Source organism: Synechococcus sp. CCAP 1479/9, assembly GCF_019038535.1.
Lineage (GTDB): Bacteria > Cyanobacteriota > Cyanobacteriia > PCC-6307 > Cyanobiaceae > Cyanobium.
In genome coordinates this window covers 73,292-90,369 of record NZ_JAFKRK010000023.1, presented here as the reverse complement: position 1 = coordinate 90,369, position 17,078 = coordinate 73,292, and the positions used below count along the sequence as shown (strand labels likewise).

Here is a 17,078-nt window from a genome sequence, read left to right as displayed (position 1 = left end):
CGGTCGGCACCGGGATTGGTGCGACGGAACACAAACTAACCGGTGTCTCCGGAATCCGGTCAACGAATCCGCACCGAAGGGGCGTGGGGCGAGTTCTCTATGATCGGGCCGATTTTCGGCTCCGACGCCCGCATGCGTGTTTCCACCGGCAAGGCCACCCAGTCCGACGGCCGCATGTTCACGGTTGTGGTCGAAGGCTTCGGCGTCGGCCTGCAGCGGCGGGCCGAGCGCCGGATCACCGTGCCCTTCCCCCAGCTGCAGCGGCTGATGCAGACCATCGCCCAGCAGGGCGGTCGCATCCTGGCCGTCAACGCCGAGGAGGTCCCCGCCGGCTCCGCTCCGGCCCCCTCTGACGCTGCGGTTTCCGACGCCCCGGCCGCCACCCCCACCCCCGCCAAGAAAGCCCCCGTGAGCCACGCCGACGTCCCGGTCAACCTCTACAAGCCGAAGGATCCCTTCATCGGCACGGTCACCGGCAACTACAGCCTCCTGGCCGAGGGGGCCATCGGCCGGGTGAACCACATCACCTTCGACCTCTCGGAAGGCAACCTCCACTACATCGAAGGCCAGAGCATCGGCATCATTCCCGATGGCGAGGACGCCAACGGCAAGCCCCACAAGCTGCGTCTGTATTCGATCGCCAGCACCCGCCACGGCGACAACTGCGAGGGCGGCACCGTCTCCCTCTGCGTCCGCCAGCTCCAGTACGAGAAGGACGGCGCCACCATCAACGGTGTCTGCTCCACCTTCCTCTGCGACATCGAGCCGGGCGCCAAGGTGAAGATCACCGGCCCCGTGGGCAAGGAGATGCTCCTGCCCCCCGATGAGGACGCCAACATCATCATGCTGGCCACCGGCACCGGCATCGCTCCGATGCGGGCCTACCTGCGCCGCATGTTCGAGCCCTCCGAGCGCGCCAAGAACCCCGAGTACCAGTTCCGCGGCAAGGCCTGGCTGATCATGGGGGTCCCCAAGACGCCCAACCTCCTCTACGAGGACGACTTCCAGCGCTACCTGGCCGAGTTCCCCGAGAACTTCCGCTACACCAAGGCGATCAGCCGCGAGCAGCAGAACCCCAGTGGCGGCCGGATGTACATCCAGGACCGCGTCACCGAGCACGCTGACGAGATCTTCTCCCTGATCGAGGATCCCAAGACCCATGTCTACATGTGCGGTCTGCGCGGCATGGAACCCGGCATCGACGAGGCCATGACCGCCGCCGCCGCCGCCAAGGGCCTCGAGTGGAGCGAGCTGCGGCCCCAGCTCAAGAAGGCCGACCGCTGGCACGTCGAGACCTACTGAGCCGATCGCACCCCGGGGCACACCGCCCCCGTTGCAAGGCCCGCTTCCGGCGGGCCTTTTTCATGGCTGACGATCCGAGAATGCTCACACCGGCAGGCTCCCTGTCGCAGCGATGCAGCGGGATGCCTGCGCCGCCGTTAAACCAGGGATGACCGGACGCCCTCCCCATGACCGCCATCCTCACCAACCCCCTGCGGGTTGGTCTGCGCCAGGAGCGGGTGATCTCGCCCCAGTGCATCGTCATCTTCGGGGCCAGCGGTGACCTCACCCACCGCAAGCTGATCCCGGCGCTGTTCGAGCTGTTCCGCCAGCGACGGCTTCCGAGCGAATTCGCCGTGCTCGGCTGCGCCCGAAGGCCCTGGAGCGATGAGGAGTTCCGCGAAAAGATGGGGGCCGCCCTGGCCGATGAGATCGCCTCCCATCGCACCGCCTGGGAGCAGTTCGCCCAGGGCCTCTTCTACGAGCCGGTCGACCTGCAGCAGCCCGACCACCTGGTGCGCCTCGGCCAGCGGCTGGAGAGCATCGACCGGTTGCGGGCCACCCGGGGCAACCGCACCTTCTACCTCTCGGTCTCGCCGGAGTTCTACGGCAGTGGCTGCCGCGCCCTGGCCGGTGCCGGTCTGCTGGCCGATGCCGAGCGCAGCCGGGTGGTGATCGAGAAGCCCTTCGGCCGCGATTACGCCAGCGCCCAGGCCCTCAACAAGGTGGTGCAGGGCTGCGCGAAGGAAAGCCAGGTGTTCCGCATCGACCATTACCTGGGCAAGGAAACGGTCCAGAACATCCTGGTGCTGCGCTTCGCCAACACGATCTTCGAGCCGATCTGGAACCGCAACTACATCTCCAGCGTCCAGATCACCGCCGCCGAAACCGTGGGGGTGGAGGAGCGGGCCGGCTACTACGAGTCGTCCGGCGCCCTGCGGGACATGGTGCAGAACCACCTCACCCAGATCCTGGCCCTCACCGCCATGGAGGCCCCCGGCCGCTTCGATCCGGAGGCCATCCGCAACGAGAAGGCCAAGGTGCTGCAGTCGGCCAGCCTGGCCAACGAGGAGGAGCCCTGGAAATGCTGCGTGCGGGGCCAGTACGCCGCCGGCGGCAGCATGGCCAGGCCCCTGCCCGGCTACCGGCAGGAGCCCGGGGTCAACGCCAACAGCACCACGGAAACCTATGTGGCCATGAAGGTGGCCATCAACAACTGGCGCTGGCAGGGGGTGCCCTTCTACCTGCGCACCGGCAAGCGACTGCCGAAACGCCTCAGCGAGGTGGTGCTCACCTTCCGTGAGGCCCCGGTGCACCTGTTCGATGCCGCCGGTGGCGCCCCCACCCCCAACCAGCTGATCCTGCGCATCCAGCCCGACGAGGGCGCCGAGTTCAAGTTCGAGGTCAAGGCCCCCGGTTCCGGCATGCGCAGCCGGCCGGTCGACATGGCCTTCAGCTACGACGAATCCTTCGGCGAGCCCTCCGACGAGGGCTACGTGCGGCTGCTCGCCGACGCCATGCTGGGGGATCCCACCCTGTTCACCCGCAGCGACGAGGTGGAGGCGGCCTGGCGGCTGTACACCCCGCTGCTGGCCCTGATCGAGGAATCTCCCTGGCAGCTGCCGGTCCAGCCCTACGAGGCCCGCACCTGGGGTCCCGCCGCCGCCGATGGCCTCCTGGCCAGGGACGGCCTGATCTGGCGGCGTCCCTGACGCCCGGCTCCAGGACCCCCGCGCCCCTTTCCCCTTCCGCAGCCCAGCGATCCCCGCCCCCTTCCGCGCCCATGGCTCCCCAGCTCACCCTCCAGGCTCCCCTCGATCTGCCGCCCGAGGAGGTCAACCCCTACCTGCACCGCCTCTGGACCCATGACCTGGAGGGCTCCACCGGGGCCGCCACCTTCACCCTGGTGGTGTGGGAGCCCTCCTGGCTGGAGCAGCAGATGGTGCGCATCGGCCGGGTCGACGGGCCGATCACCGGCCTGCTGCGCGCCGAGTTGCTGGAGGCGGCCCGCCAGGCCGTGCCCGAGACCGGTTTGCCGTACAGCACGGCACCCATGGATCCCCGCCTGGCCTGGGCCATCGGCCAGAAGGAAGGGAACCACCGGCCCGAGGACCTGCGCGGCCAGTTCGTCGAGAGCGCCATCAGCGCCCACATGCCGCGGCGCCTGATCACCCTGGCCCCCACCCTCGACCCGGGCCACCCGCTCGAGACCCTGGTGGCGGCCTACTGCCCGCTGCCGGAGGAGGGCGGCGCCGGCGCCGCCTGCGGCGACGTGGTTGTGCTGCGCGGCGGCATGGGCGCCCTCAAGCAGAGCCTCGATCTGATCGTCTCCCTGGTGGACGACTCCCTGCCCTGCTGGGTGTGGTGGAACAGCAGCCTGGATGAGCCCTCCGAGATGCTTGAGGCCCTGGCGCCGCTGCCCCGGCGGCTGGTGATCGACAGCTCCCTCGGTGAGCCGCGCCGCTGCCTCGATCTGATGCTGGCCCGGATCAGCGCCGGCCAGGCCGTCAACGATCTCAACTGGCTGCGGCTGCGCACCTGGCGCGAATCCCTGGCCATGGTGTTCGATCCCCCGTCCCGCCGCGATGCCCTCGGTCACGTGGTGCAGCTCGACATCGACGTGGAGGGCGACCACCCGGTGAAGGGGCTGCTGCTGGCTGCCTGGATCGCCGACCGCCTCGGCTGGCACCTGATCACCAGCTACACGGTGGAGGTGGACGGTCCCGGCCCGGGGATCACGGCGGAGTTCGAGCGCACCGACGGGGTGGCGGTCCAGTTCACCCTGATGCCCGTGCCCATGGGCGTTCCCAAGACCCACCCCGGCGCCATTGTCGGCATGCGGCTGATCTGCGAACCGCAGCAGCGGCCCCCCCTGTGCGTGATTCTCTGCTCGGAGTCCGGCGGCTGCATGCGCCTGGAGTCCGGCGGCATGGCCAGCATGGAGCTGGCGGAGGGGGTGGTGCCCCTGCCCGAGGAGAGCGAGGAGATGGAGATGGCCCGCCTGCTCTCGGGGGGCCACGATTCCACCTCACCGCTGCTGGCGGCGGCCGCTCCGCTGGCGGCGAGCCTGCTGCCAGGCTGAGGCACCTTCCGCCGGAGCGGCCGATGCCGCCGACCGCATGAGCTGCCTGATCGCGGCCCCCTGCAGCGGCAGCGGCAAGACCCTGCTGAGCCTCAGCCTGGCGGCCGTGGCCCGGGCGCGGGGGGAGACCATCCAGCCCTTCAAGGTGGGGCCCGACTACCTCGACCCCCAGCTGCTGGGGGCAGTGGCGGGCCGCCCCTGCCGCAACCTCGACCCCCTGCTCTGTGGCGAGGAATGGGTGCGGCGCAGCTACCGCTGGCACGGCGGCCGCGCCGGACGGGTGCTGGTGGAGGGGGTCATGGGCCTGTTCGACGGCCGCGGCTCCGGCAGTGAGGGCAGTTCCGCCGCGGTGGCGGCCCTGCTGGGGCTGCCGGTGGTGCTGGTGGTGGAGGCGTCGCGCCAGGCCGGCAGCCTGGCGGCCCTGGTGCGCGGCTTCCGGGACCACGGCCCGCCCCGGGTGAGCCTGGCCGGGGTGGTGCTGAACCGGGTCGGCAGCGAACGGCACCGGCTGCTGCTGGCCGAGGCCCTGGCCGCCATCGAGGTGCCCCTGCTGGGGGTGCTGCCCAGCCATCCCAGCCTGGAGCTGCCCTCCCGCCACCTGGGCCTGCTCACCCCGGGGGAGCTGGGCGATCTGGGCGAACGTCAGCGGATCTGGGCCGCCCTGGCCGAGGAGCACCTCGACCTGGCGCGGCTGTGGCCGCTGCTGGCACCCCCGCCGCCGGCGCCGGAACGGCGCGATCCGATCCGCTGGTGCCTCGACCAGGTCCCGCCGGAGCCGGCCCCCCCCCATGCCCACGTCTCCGCCCCCGCCGGGGCCCGGACACCCCTGCCGGTGGCGATCGCCAGCGATGCGGCCTTCCACTTCCGCTACCCGGAAGCCCAGGAGCTGCTCCAGGCCTGCGGGCTCAGCCCCTTGCCCTGGAGCCCCCTGGCCGACGATCCCCTCCCCCCGGACTGCCGGGCGGTGCTGCTGCCCGGCGGCTACCCCGAACTCCATGCCGCCCGGCTGGCGGCCAGCCGCCGCAGCCTCGGATCCCTCCGGGCCGCCGCCCGGGCCGGCCTGCCGATCGTGGCTGAATGCGGCGGGCTGCTGCTGCTGGGCCGGGAGCTGGAGGACCCGGACGGCCTGCCCCACCCCATGGCCGGCCTGCTCCCCTTCCGCGCCCGCCGGGGCCCCCTCAGCCTCGGCTACCGCCAGGCCGTGCCGGGGGCCGACGGACTGCTGGTGCGCCGCGGTGAATCCCTCTGCGGCCATGAGTTCCACCGCTGGCAGCTGCTGCCCCAGCCGTCCGACGGCGAGGTGTTGGCAGAGGCCCAGAGCCTGTGGCAACTTGAAGGATGGGGATCACCCGGGAGGATCGAAGGATGGAGCGCGCCGACCGTTCACGCCACCTGGCTGCACCTCCATTGGGCTGGATGCCCGGCGATTCCCTCGAGACTGGCCAGATCCGCCGCCAGCGCCGTGCCGCTGCCGAGGAACGCCGTTTCCTGCAACCCAGTCTCCGGGTGGCCGCCACCACCCATGAGCGCTGGCGCATGAGCGTCCGCGGTCAGGTGCAGGGGGTGGGATACCGCCTGGGCTGCCGCCAGAAGGCCATCGACCTCGGCCTCAGCGGCTGGGTCCGCAACCGTCCTGACGGGTCGGTGGAGGTGGAGGCCGAGGGGTTGGCCGACCGGCTGGTGGAACTGCGTCTCTGGTGCGAGAAGGGTCCCCAGGGCGCCCACGTCACCGGGGTCACCAGCGGTCAGGTGGCCGTGGCGGGCACCGACTGGTTCGAGATCCGCACCTGAACACCCGCAGCACCGGACAATGGGGCGTCACGACTCCCATGGATGCCGACCCCCAGCCTCTGGAGTGAACTGTTCGGATTCGGCCTGGCGATCAGCTTCAGTCCGCTGCACATCGGCCTGCTGCTGCTCATCCTGCTGGGCCCCAGCCCGCTCCGCCGGGGCAGCTGGTTCGTGCTCGGCTGGCTGCTCACCTCCGCGGCGGCCATCGCCCTGCTGCTGAGCGTGGGCCACGGTCTGCTGCTCACGATGGAGCGGGGCACCGACCAGCGCACCGGCCTCGACCTGCTGGGGGCGGGTGGCCTGCTGGCCCTGGGCCTCAACGGTCTGCTGAGCAGCCGCCAGGGGGGCGGTCCCCCCGGCTGGACCCGCCGGCTGGATGGCTTCTGCGCCCTGCCCCTGCCGCTCTTGCTCGGCCTCAGCGCCGCCGTGCAGGTGTCCAGCCCGGACGACCTGTTCCTCTATGCCAGGACCGCCGCCAGCCTGCTGGAGGCCGGGCTGAGCCGGCCCCGGGAGGTGCTGACCACGGCGATCTTCAGCCTGTTCTCCGGCACCCTGCTGCTGCTGCCCCTGGCGGGGCTGGTGCTGGTGGGACAGGAGCGGCTGCTGCCGGTGCTCCAGGCGGGCAAGCTCTGGCTGTTCGACAACGCCGAGCTGATCGTGGCGGCCATCTGCTTCGGCCTGGCGATCTACCTCGGCTGGCAGGGGGTGGAAGGTCTGCGGGCGGGGTGAGGCTCAGGGGCCGGTCGGTGGCTCCTCGGCCTCCAGGATCCGTCCCAGATACTTGGGGTCGTGCAGGGCGCCGTGGCGGGAGAGGGGCAACACGCGCTCCTTCGGCAGGCCAGGCAGGGGCTGGCGGGAGCGCAGCATCAGCCAGCGCCGCACCAGGACGACCACGCCCACCAGGCCCGCGGCGATCGCCAGGGCCCCCACATCCGTCAGCAGCTCACCACCGCCGGATCCGCCGGCGGCTCTGGTGCCGCCCGCCTGTCCGTCCGTGGCCGGGGTGGTGGCGACCATGGTCATCGGTCCCGCCTGGGGAAGCGCCATGCCGGGGGTCGCGGACGGGGGACGGGATTCCAGCACGAATCAGGCGTCCACCACGAGTCGGTCGTGATGAGGGTAACGGGTCGGCCCCTTTTGCGCACGCCCCGATCTCCCTGCGCTTCAGGCGCCGGCGGTGTCCCGCAGCCAGCGGTCCCAGCGCTCCCGCTCGCCGGGCTCTGCGGCCCCCGCCATCAGGGTCACCGCCTGGCTGGCCCGGCTGACCGCCACGTAGACCAGCCGCTGGCGCAGCGGCAGGTCCCGGGGCCAGAAGACGTCCTCGTCGATGAACACCTCGCCGAAGGTGCTGCCCTGGCTGCGATGGACGGTGAGCACGGCCGCCGGTCCGAGGGAGGCGAAGGCATCGCGCACCAGGAAGAAGCGGCGCCAGAGGGCCTTGCCGTCCTTCTGGCCCGCCTCCCTGGCCTGCAGCCGCAGCCGCTCCAGCACCCCATCCAGGCAGGCCCGCGGGGCGCTGCCGATCGGCGGCAGCAGACGCAGGTTGAGCTGGGCCTCCCCCGACTCCACGGTGGCGTTGAGGGTGTCGATCACCCCAGGGCCGTGGCAGGCGTCGACGCCGAACTCGGCCAGATCGCAGCGGTCGGGCCGCACGTCCCGTACCACCAGCTCCCGGTTGCTGCCCAGCAGCAGGTCCGGCTCCTCGGCGGCGGCGTCCCCCTCCCGGCAGGCCGGCGCCATCACGGCCGTGCGGGTGATGAGCACCTCGCCGGGCAGCACCGGTAGCTGGTCGGCCATGGCGCCGTGCAGGGCACGCCGGGCGATCGGCACCAGCCGCTCCAGGGAGCGGTTGGTGTAGCAGAGGATCCGGGCCAGGTCGGGATCGTCGGCTTCAGCGCTGCGGCGAAGGCCTTCCTGGGCGGCCGCCAGCCAGTCGGCCCGCCCCAGCAGCGACACCCGGCCCTCGCTGGTGCGCACCGGATCCAGCAGCGGCGGCCGCCGGCAGGGCAGGGCCCCTTCCCGCAGGCCGCCGGCCAGGCGCAGCACCGGGCCCCCATGACGCACCACGTGGGTCAGGGCCACCCGCCGGGCCCGCCCGAGGGCGAACACCGGACTGCGCTCCTCCCCCACGGGCGGCAGCTGGGCCGGATCCCCCACGAACACCAACCGGGTCCCGTAGGCCTGGGCGCAGCGCAGGGTGATCTCCAGCAGGCCGCCATCCACCATGGAGGCCTCATCGACCAGCACCAGCCCCAGGTTCTCCAGCGCCACGGCGGTCTGGAGCGTTTCCTCGCAGCGCTCCCGGTCCCCCTGGCGCTTCAGTTTGAGCCGCAGCAGGCGGTGGATGGTGGAGGGGTACCAGGTGGGGTGCAGGCCCGCCAGGGCGAGGTGGTGGCGCAGCACACCCACCGCCTTGTGGGTGGGGGCGACCACGGTCCAGCAGAGGCCGGCCCGCTCCGCCTGGGCCAGGAACCGCATCGACAGGAAGGTCTTGCCGGTGCCCGCATAGCCCTCCAGCACGAACGGCACCCCGTGGGCCGGGGCCCCGAGCCAGTCGGCGAAGGCGGCGGCCGCCTGCTGCTGGTCGTCGCTCAGGCCGGCGTGATCGCTCACCCCAGCGGCAACCAGCCGGCGCCCTGGGCGATCTGCAGCGGCGAGCCCAGCAGGGCCAGGCCCGGCAGCGCCACCAGGGGCCCGATCAGGCTGCCGACCAGCACCTCCGCGCGGGTGTGGCCGAGGTTCTCCTTCAGGGGGCGCAGCACCGGCGCCCCCTCCGGCGGGCCGTCCTGGGGGTGGGTGTCCCAGAGGCCGTCGGGGAGCCCGTTCACCCGCTGGGCCGTCAGTCCGGCGGCCCGCCGCACGCCGCTGGCGTCGTAGAGGACGACGAAGCAGAGCACCGCCGCCAGGGCGAACAGGGGATCGGCGAACCCCAGCTCCCAGCCCAGGCCCGCGGCGGTGCCCGTCATCAGGGAGGAGTGGCTCGACGGCATGCCGCCCGTCTCGACCAGCACCGCCGGGCGCCAGCGGCGATGGACCACCAGCTCGATCACCAGCTTGGAGAGCTGGGCCACGCCGCAGGCGGCCAGGCCCCAGGCGAGCACGCCGTTGGCCAGCAGCTCGCCCAGGGCATCGAGTGCGCCGATGGCTTCGCTCATCGGTCGCGACTGGTGATGTAGTCGGCCAGGGCCAGCAGGGGGGCGGCCTTGGCGCTCCAGGGCTCCAGGACCGCCTTGGCTTCGCTCACCAGGGCATCGGCGCGCCGGCGGGACTCCTCCAGGCCCAGCAGTTTCGGGTAGGTGGTCTTGTCGGCGGCCACGTCCTTGCCCGCCGTCTTGCCCAGCACGTCGCTGCTGGCGGTGACATCAAGGATGTCGTCGATGATCTGGAAGGCCAGGCCGATGCCGCGGGCGTAGGTGCGCAGGGCCGTCAGCAGCTCCTCGGAGGCCCCGGCGACCAGGGCGCCGGAGATCACGCAGGCCCGCAGCAGGGCGCCGGTCTTATGGAGATGGATGTATTCGAGGGTGTCGAGATCCACCTGGCGGGCCTCGCACTCCAGGTCCACCACCTGGCCGCCCACCAGGCCGGGGGCACCGGAGGCCAGGGACAGCTCACCCACCACCTGGAGCAGCCGTTCGGGGGGAACCCCCGGGCTGCGCAGGGCCACCATCTCGAAGGCGCGGGTCAGCAGGGCATCGCCGGCCAGGATGGCCTTGGCCTCGCCGTACACCTTGTGGTTGGTGGGCCGGCCGCGGCGCAGGTCGTCGTTGTCCATGGCGGGCAGGTCGTCATGGATGAGCGACATGGTGTGGATCATCTCCATCGCCACCGCCGTGGGCATGGCCAGGTCGGCGTCGCCGCCCGCCAGCTCACAGGCCGCCAGGGTGAGGATCGGCCGCAGCCGCTTGCCGCCCGCCAGTAGGGAGTAGCGCATCGCCTCCCGCAGCGACTCCGGACGCTCGGGGCCCAGGGAGCTGTCCAGGGCGGCCTCCACGCGCCAGCGGGCCGCCTCCAGGTAGGCAGTGAAGTCGAAGGCCGTGCTCACCGCCGGGGTCATGGGGTCCTGAGGGTTGGCGCGGATTCTCTCAGGCCGATGGTGACAGGTGCCGGGTCTGCGCAACAGTTTGGGATCGGCGGCGCTGCAAGGGGATGCATTGGCGCGGCGTTTGGGAGCCAACCCCCGAAAGCTCCCTAGGTTCATCTATCCACCCTCAGCGGGTTCTCGAAGTGAGACATTCCAGGGTGTGGCCGCCGATCCCCCGGGCTCCCCTGTGCCGTTTGGCGGCATTGTCGGCATGAGCGGTTTCGGCTGGGGCTGGCCGCACGTCGCCCCCGTTCTTGGCCTGATCCTGGCCAGCGGGGGTGGGGTTGCGCTCTGGGCAGCCAGTCTGGGCCGGCAGGTGAGGCGCCGCACGGAGGCACTGAACCGGGACCGCGAGGACCTGAGCGCCATCATCCACTCCATTCCCGATCCCCTGATCGAGATCTCGGCGGCCGGGGAGATCCTGGCGATTCACAGTGCCCAAAGGGGCTTGTTCCATCTGCCCGAGAACCCTGGCCTACGCCCCCATCTGGGGGATGTTCTCTCCCCTGCGGCCGCCACCACCATGCTGGAAGCGCTGGCGCTGGCGGACGCGTCCGTGGATGGCCGCTCCCCCCGCCGGCAGATCGAGATGGCCAAGCCCGGCGGCGCCGACTGGTTCGAGCTCTCGATCGCCCGCAAGGACCAGGAGAGCCGGGACGGCCCCCGCTACCTGATGCTCTGCCGGGACATCACCGAGCGCAAAGGCTACGAAGCAGGGATTCTGCGCCTCAACCAGCTCTACGCCACCTTGAGCGCCTGCAACAAGGTGGTGGCCAGAGTTCGGGACGCTTCGGAGATGCTGGGGCAGATCTGCCGCCTGGCGGTCACCTCCGGGGAGATGCGACTGGCCTGGATTGGGATGATCGAACCGCCCAGCCGCCGGATCAGACCGGTGGCCTGGTTCGGCGAGGACAGCGCCTACCTGGATGGATTGGAGATCAGCCTCGATCCGGAAGACCCGAAGGGGCAGGGCCCCTTCGCGAGCGCCCTGCGGGACAACCACCCCTTCTGGATCAGTGATTTCATGCTCGATACCTCGTGCGTGCCCTGGCACGAGCAGGCCCGCCCCTACGGATGGGGGGCCGCCGCTTTCCTGCCGCTGCATCGCGACGGCGTCGTGATCGGCGGTCTGGGGATCTATGCCAATGAAACCGACCGATTCGATGTCAAGAGCCAGCAGTTGCTGCTCGACCTGGTCGGCGGCATCGATGTCGCCCTCGACCGGCTCAGCCTCGAGGCCACCCGCAAGGCCCTCGAGGACGCGGTCAAGGCCAGTGAGGAGCAGTTCCGGGAGATCACCGAGTCCACCCACGAAGTGATCTGGTCCTTGGATCCCGAGACCCTTCGCTATCTGTATGTGAGCCCCTCCGTGTTGCGGCTGCGGGGGTTCACCGCTGAGGAGGTGATGGCCGCGCCTTTCGAGCAGGCCTTGCGGGTGGACGTGGCCGACCATCTGAAGCGCCAGATCAGCCAGCAGCTGGCGGAGTTCAACGCCGGGTTGCGCAATGGCGACATGGTCACGGTGGAAGAGCACGAGCTCCTGGCCAAGGACGGATCGATGATCTGGACCGAATCGGTCACCAAGATGGTGCGCAACAAACGCACCGGCCGGGTGGAGCTCCACGGGGTGACGCGGGACATCACCGAGCGCCGGTTCGCCAAGGAACAGATCGAGCGGCTGGCCTTTTTCGACCCCCTCACCGGCCTGGCCAACCGGACGTTGCTGCAGGACCGGGTCCAGAACGGTCTGGACCTGGCCAAGCGGTCCCAGAGGTCCCTGGCCCTGCTGTTCCTCAATCTCGACAACTTCAAGCTCGTCAACGACAACCTCGGCCATGACACGGGCAACCGGGTGCTTCTGGAGGTGGCCAGGCGTCTGAAGCCGATCCTGGGGGACGCCGACACGCTCTCCCACACCGGTGGCGACGAATTCGTGGCGGTGGTGCCCGATTCAGACATCACCGCCACCCGGTCCGTGGCCGAACGGTTGCGGCAGGCGATCGCCCAGCCCTACGGGCTCGGCGGCGACCCCCTGTTCCTCACGGCGTCGGTGGGCATCGCCCACTTCCCCGACGATGGCACCACCCCGGAGCAGTTGATGCGCAACGCCACCACGGCGCTGCACCAGGTCAAGCTGGCGGGCCGCAATGACCTCCAGTTCTTCACGCCAAGCATTCAGGAACGCAGCGCCCGCTCCCTGCGGCTCACCAACGCCCTGCACCAGGCCATCCAGCGTGGGGAACTGAGCCTGGCGTACCAACCCCAGCTGGAACTCAGCAGCAACCTGATCTTCGGGGCCGAGGCCCTGATCCGCTGGACCCATGCCGATCTGGGTTCGGTATCGCCGGCGGAATTCATTCCCCTGGCCGAACGATGTGGACTGATCGTCCCGATCAGCCAGTGGGTGCTGTGCCGTGCCCTCCAGGATGCCCACTCCTGGACAGAGCTGGGATCGGCACCATTGACCGTCTCGGTCAATATCTCTGCCCTGCAGTTCGACCATGGAAATCTTGCCAGCATGGTGGTTGAACAGCTTCACGCGGAAGGTTTTCCGCCCAGCCGATTGGAGTTGGAGCTCACCGAGTCGGTGACGCTCGCGGATCCGGAGAAGGCCCTGGCCCAGATGGAGCAGCTTTACGCCCAGGGGATCCGCCTGGCCATCGATGACTTCGGCACCGGCTATTCCTCCCTGAGCTATCTGAAGCGAATCCGTGCCCATCGCCTGAAGATCGACCGATCGTTCATCCGTGATCTTGTGGTCAACGAAGACGATCGCGCCATCGTGTCGGCGATCATCAGCCTGGCCCGCTCGATGGGCATGCGCACGATCGCCGAAGGGGTGGAATCCCCCGAGCAGCTGTCCCTGCTCCGCACCCTCGGCTGTGATGAGATCCAGGGCTGCCTGCTCAGCGGTCCCCTGCCCCAGGCCGCCTTCCTGTCGTTCATCAAGGACCCGATCCCCTTCCGCCTGTCGGGGGCGTCCTCAGGGGAGCAGATCACCTAGGGGGTGCTCGATCCCGTGGCGCTCGCACCAGGCCACCACGGTGTTCACCAGCAGCATCGCCACCGTCATCGGCCCCACCCCACCGGGCACCGGCGTGATCGCCGCCGCCAGCGGCTCGACCGCCTCGTAGTCCACATCGCCGCAGAGCCTGCCCTCCAGCCGGTGGATGCCCACATCCACCACCACCGCCCCCGGTCGGATGTGCCGGGCGCCGATCAGCCGCGGGCGACCGGCCGCCACCACAAGGATCTCGGCCTCCCGGGTCACCTCGGCCAGGTGATGGGTGCGGGAATGGGCCATGGTGACCGTGGCATCGGCGGCCTGGAGCATCAGGGCCATCGGCTTGCCCACCAGGATGCTGCGGCCGACCACCACGGCCTGGGCGCCGGCGATCGGCACGTCGGCACTGCGCAGCAGGGCCATCACCCCGGCCGGCGTGCAGCTGCGCGGACCCCGCTCCCCCTTGAGCAGGCGACCCAGGTTGAGGGTGTGCAGACCATCGGCGTCCTTGTCCGGGTCGATCGCCGCCAGCAGCGGCCCCTCGTCGAGGCCCTGCGGCAGGGGCAGCTGCAGCAGGATGCCGTCGACCGTCGGGTCGGCGTTGAGGCGCGCGATCAGGGCCAGCACCTCCTCGGCCGGGGTGTCCGCCGCCAGATGGCCGCCATGGCTGCTGATGCCGACGCGGCGGCAGGCCTTCTCCTTGTTGGCCACATAGACGCCGCTGGCGGGGTCATCCCCCACCCGCAGCACCGCCAGGCCGGGGGGCCGTCCCGCCACCGCCAGCCCATCGGCGACCACGGCGTTCAGCCGCCCTTCGATCACCGCCGCCAGTCGCCTGCCATCAAGAAGGGTGGCCATCGGTGGGGTGCGTTGCCGAACCCCAGCATGCACCGAAGCCACCCGGAGGGGGACCCTCAACCGTTGGCTAGCGTGGACTGATGAGATTCGGGCTGCGGCGGATCAGGGGACTGTGGCGCCACTTGCTGCGGCTCGAGCGTCCCCGCCAGGCCCTGGTGGCCTGGCGCCCCGGGGGCGGTCTGCTCGTGCTGGTGCTCTGTCTGCTGGTGGCCCTGCTCTCCAGCTGGCCCTGGCTGGTGGAGCCCAACCTGCGTCCCGGCATGCCCGCCCCGTTCACGGCCCGCGCCCCGAGCAATGCCACGGTGATCGACAGCACCGACCTGGAGCAGCGCCGCAGCCAGATGCTGCCCCGCAGCCAGATCCAGGTGGTCGACCCCCAGGCCAGTGAGGCCCTGGTGCAGCAGCTGGAGCTGCGGCTGCAGCGGGTGCGCCAGACGGTGGCCGAGGACCAGCCCCGGCCCGATTCCCTCAATCTCACCGAAGACGAGCGCCGCTGGCTGACGGGGCTGAAGCCCCCCGACCTGATGCGCTGGAAGGTCTCCCTGCGCCGGGCCCAGCAGCGCATGCTCAGCCAGGGCGTCGTGGCCAGCCTGTCCGAGGGCCAGCTGCTCACGGCCGCGGAGCTGCAGCTGCAGGACCTCTCTCCCCCCGCCCGCAGCCTGGGCAGCCGCCTGCTGGCCGCCAGCCTCCAGGGCCGCACCAACCTTCGCGGCGACAGCTTCCTCAGCCAGCGCCGCATCGAGGACCTGCTCACCCGCCAGGGGCTGCCCACGATCCGGGTGCGCCAGAACGACCTGATCACCCGGCAGGGGGAACCGATCAGCCCCCAGGCCTTCGACGTGCTGGAGCATTTCGATCTGGTCAACCATCGCCCCCGCCCCCTGGCCTGGCTGGGACGTTTCAGTGAGGCCTTGGCCGCCTGTGGGGTGCTGCTGCTGGTGATGCGCCGCTGGCGCGCCAGCCTCGAACCCCGCCAGGCCCTGCTGGCCCTGGCGATGCTGGTGCTGGTCCAGGGCTGCAAGCTCTGGCTCGGCAGCCAGGTCAGCCCCCTGGCCCTGCTGGTTCCCCCCACCCTGCTGCTCTCCCAGGGGCTGGGCACGGCCGCCGGCCTGGCCTGGCTGGCTGTGGCCGCCATGCTCTGGCCGGTGCCTGTCGAGGGCCTCCTGGTCCCCCAGCTGGGGGTGGCGGCGTTGGTGGCCGCGATCGCGGCGGTGCTGGCCGGACGGCAGCGCAACCGGGCCCAGCTGCTGCAGCTGGCCCTGCTGCTGCCCATCGGCGCCGTGCTGCTGCAGTGGCTGCTGATCCAGCTCTTCCACCTGGGCAGTCTCGAGGCCTCCCCGGGACCTTTCAGCAGCAGCGATCTGCTCCAGGAGGCCCTGCTGGTGGCGGGCCTGCTGATGGGAGGCCTGCTGCTGGCGCCGCTTGTGGAAAGCTTCTTCGGCCTGCTCACCCGGGCCCGGCTGATGGAGCTGGCCGATCTGGAGCGGCCCCTGCTGCGACGCCTGTCGATGGAGGCGCCGGGCACCTTCGAGCACACCCTGATGATCTGCGGCCTGGCCGAGGAGGGCGCCCGCGCCATCCAGGGGGATGTGGACCTGATCCGCACCGGTGCCCTTTATCACGATGTCGGCAAGCTGCACGGTCCCCAGTGGTTCATCGAGAACCAGGAGCACGGCGCCAACCCCCACGACGAACTCGACGATCCCTTCGCCAGTGCCGCCATCCTCCAGGCCCACGTCGACGAGGGGCTGAAGCTGGCCCGTCGCTACCGGCTGCCCCGACCGCTGGCGGATTTCATCCCCGAGCACCAGGGCCGGCTGAAGATGGGCTACTTCCTCCACCAGGCGAAGGAACGGGACCCTTCGGTGCGGGAGGAGCAGTTCCGCTACCGCGGTCCGGCCCCCCGCAGCCGGGAGACGGCGATTCTGATGCTGGCCGACGGCTGTGAGGCCGCCCTGCGCTCCCTGCCGCCGGGTACCACCGAAGCCGAGGCCCGGGCGATGGTCAGGCGGCTGGTGGAGGCCCGCCAGAACGACGGCCAGCTCGACGGCAGCGGCATCTCCCGGGCGGAGCTGGAGCTGGTGATCCGCGCCTTCGTGCGGGTCTGGAAGCGCATGCGCCACCGCCGCATTCCCTACCCCATCCCCCCCCGCAAGGCCTTCAGCGCCTGAGCCGCGACCGCCCCAGCCGGCGGCCCACCGCCAGCCCCAGCGTCACCACCACCAGGCCCCCCAGCAGGCTGATCAGCACCACGGCGAGCGCCTCATCGGGGCGACCCCGCCGCAGCGCCAGGCTGATCTCCAGCATCCAGCTGCTGAAGGTGGTGAGCGAGCCGCAGAAGCCGATGCCGCCCAGCAGCAGCAGCCGGGGCCGGGGGGGGTGCAGGCCGGCGATCACACCGATCAGGAAGGTGCCGAGCAGGTTGGCCACCAGGTCGGCTTCGATCAGGCCGGTGGGCACCCCCTCCAGGCCCTTGCCGACGTCCTCCAGGCGCCAGCGCAGCAGGGCGCCGGGCACCGCGCCCGCGGCCACCAGCAGCAGGTCACGCGCCTCGCGGCGCAGGCTGGGGGGGCTTTCGCTCGGGAATGGCGCCATCGTTCTCCCCTAGCTCCCGCCGATGGCCAGGCCGGCGCTGACGGCCAGCAGGCCCCCCAGCACCGAACCGCCGCAGAGCAGGACGGCCTCGCGGCGCTGGCGTTGGTGCAGGGTCGCGTGCAGTTCGGCGATCCAGGTGGAGAAGGTGCTGAAGCTGCCTAGGAAGCCCGTGCCCAGCAGCAGCAGGGCGCGGCCCGCCGCCAGCCCGCAGCTGGCCTCCAGGCTCACCAGCAGGCCGATGGCGAAGCAGGCGATCAGATTCACCCCGAACGTTCCCCAGTGCTTGCGGGGCAGCATCGGTTCGAAGTGGTTGACCACCCGGAAGCGCAGCCAGGCCCCCGGCACCGCTCCGATTGCGACGAACAGGGCGCCGTTGTCCATGGGTG

15 protein-coding genes are annotated in these 17,078 nt (G+C 70.9%); 8 read left to right on the top strand and 7 right to left on the bottom strand.

Annotated features, from left to right (window positions below):
• The first annotated feature begins 132 nt into the window (after positions 1-132).
• From petH to KUG38_RS09460, 6 genes are all read left to right on the top strand, one after another.
• Positions 133-1,302: a ferredoxin--NADP reductase gene (gene petH / locus KUG38_RS09485; protein ID WP_216920876.1), complete on the top strand. Its 1,170-nt coding sequence runs from the start codon at positions 133-135 to the stop codon at positions 1,300-1,302.
• Positions 1,303-1,469: 167 nt separating this feature from the next.
• The gene (zwf, locus tag KUG38_RS09480) at positions 1,470-2,993 is read left to right on the top strand and encodes a glucose-6-phosphate dehydrogenase (protein WP_216920875.1); all 1,524 of its coding nucleotides are present in this window, start codon (positions 1,470-1,472) and stop codon (positions 2,991-2,993) included.
• A 71-nt stretch (positions 2,994-3,064) separates the two neighbouring features.
• Positions 3,065-4,363 carry a glucose-6-phosphate dehydrogenase assembly protein OpcA gene (locus KUG38_RS09475; protein WP_094586071.1) on the top strand — a complete coding sequence of 433 codons (1,299 nt, stop codon included), beginning with the start codon at positions 3,065-3,067 and terminating at the stop codon, positions 4,361-4,363.
• Between the two features lie 37 nt (positions 4,364-4,400).
• Positions 4,401-5,903, top strand: coding sequence for a cobyrinic acid a,c-diamide synthase CobB (locus KUG38_RS09470; protein ID WP_216920873.1), 1,503 nt, complete (start codon positions 4,401-4,403; stop codon positions 5,901-5,903).
• Positions 5,900-6,154, top strand: a complete 255-nt coding sequence (locus KUG38_RS09465; RefSeq protein ID WP_286195850.1) for an acylphosphatase — start codon at positions 5,900-5,902, stop codon at positions 6,152-6,154. Before KUG38_RS09470 ends, KUG38_RS09465 begins: the two co-directional genes overlap by 4 nt.
• A 42-nt stretch (positions 6,155-6,196) precedes the next feature.
• Entirely contained in the window at positions 6,197-6,883 is a 687-nt protein-coding gene (locus KUG38_RS09460) for a GAP family protein (protein ID WP_216920869.1), read from the top strand.
• Positions 6,884-6,886: 3 nt separating this feature from the next.
• Here KUG38_RS09460 and KUG38_RS09455 read toward each other — a convergent pair whose 3' ends face one another.
• The 4 genes from KUG38_RS09455 to crtE all read right to left on the bottom strand — a co-directional run bounded on the left by KUG38_RS09455 (position 6,887) and on the right by crtE (position 10,208).
• Positions 6,887-7,201: a hypothetical protein gene (locus KUG38_RS09455; protein ID WP_216920867.1), complete on the bottom strand. Its 315-nt coding sequence runs from the start codon at positions 7,199-7,201 to the stop codon at positions 6,887-6,889.
• 117 nt (positions 7,202-7,318) lie between these two features.
• The gene (locus KUG38_RS09450) at positions 7,319-8,767 is read right to left on the bottom strand and encodes an AAA family ATPase (protein WP_216920865.1); all 1,449 of its coding nucleotides are present in this window, start codon (positions 8,765-8,767) and stop codon (positions 7,319-7,321) included.
• Positions 8,764-9,309 (bottom strand): divergent PAP2 family protein, encoded by a 546-nt coding sequence (locus KUG38_RS09445; RefSeq protein ID WP_216920863.1) that lies wholly within the window; start codon positions 9,307-9,309, stop codon positions 8,764-8,766. The genes KUG38_RS09450 and KUG38_RS09445 overlap by 4 nt, the downstream gene beginning before the upstream one ends.
• Entirely contained in the window at positions 9,306-10,208 is a 903-nt protein-coding gene (gene crtE, locus KUG38_RS09440) for a geranylgeranyl diphosphate synthase CrtE (RefSeq protein ID WP_216920861.1), read from the bottom strand. Before crtE ends, KUG38_RS09445 begins: the two co-directional genes overlap by 4 nt.
• Before the next feature lie 343 nt (positions 10,209-10,551).
• Between crtE and KUG38_RS09435 the strand changes: the two genes are divergently transcribed.
• A complete protein-coding gene (locus KUG38_RS09435) occupies positions 10,552-13,239 on the top strand; it encodes an EAL domain-containing protein (RefSeq protein WP_216920858.1) in 2,688 nt (895 codons plus the stop codon).
• Here the strand turns inward: KUG38_RS09435 and folD are convergent.
• The gene (folD, locus tag KUG38_RS09430; RefSeq protein WP_216920856.1) at positions 13,219-14,097 is read right to left on the bottom strand and encodes a bifunctional methylenetetrahydrofolate dehydrogenase/methenyltetrahydrofolate cyclohydrolase FolD; all 879 of its coding nucleotides are present in this window, start codon (positions 14,095-14,097) and stop codon (positions 13,219-13,221) included. The genes KUG38_RS09435 and folD overlap by 21 nt on opposite strands.
• An 80-nt stretch (positions 14,098-14,177) precedes the next feature.
• On the opposite strand from folD, the gene KUG38_RS09425 reads away from it, so the two are divergent.
• Complete coding sequence (locus KUG38_RS09425) at positions 14,178-16,268, top strand: HDIG domain-containing metalloprotein (protein WP_216920855.1); 2,091 nt, start codon at positions 14,178-14,180, stop codon at positions 16,266-16,268.
• Here KUG38_RS09425 and KUG38_RS09420 read toward each other — a convergent pair.
• Complete coding sequence (locus KUG38_RS09420) at positions 16,258-16,692, bottom strand: fluoride efflux transporter FluC (protein ID WP_216920854.1); 435 nt, start codon at positions 16,690-16,692, stop codon at positions 16,258-16,260. The genes KUG38_RS09425 and KUG38_RS09420 overlap by 11 nt on opposite strands.
• A 9-nt stretch (positions 16,693-16,701) precedes the next feature.
• Positions 16,702-17,073: a fluoride efflux transporter FluC gene (locus KUG38_RS09415; protein WP_190609249.1), complete on the bottom strand. Its 372-nt coding sequence runs from the start codon at positions 17,071-17,073 to the stop codon at positions 16,702-16,704.
• Positions 17,074-17,078 lie beyond the last annotated feature (5 nt).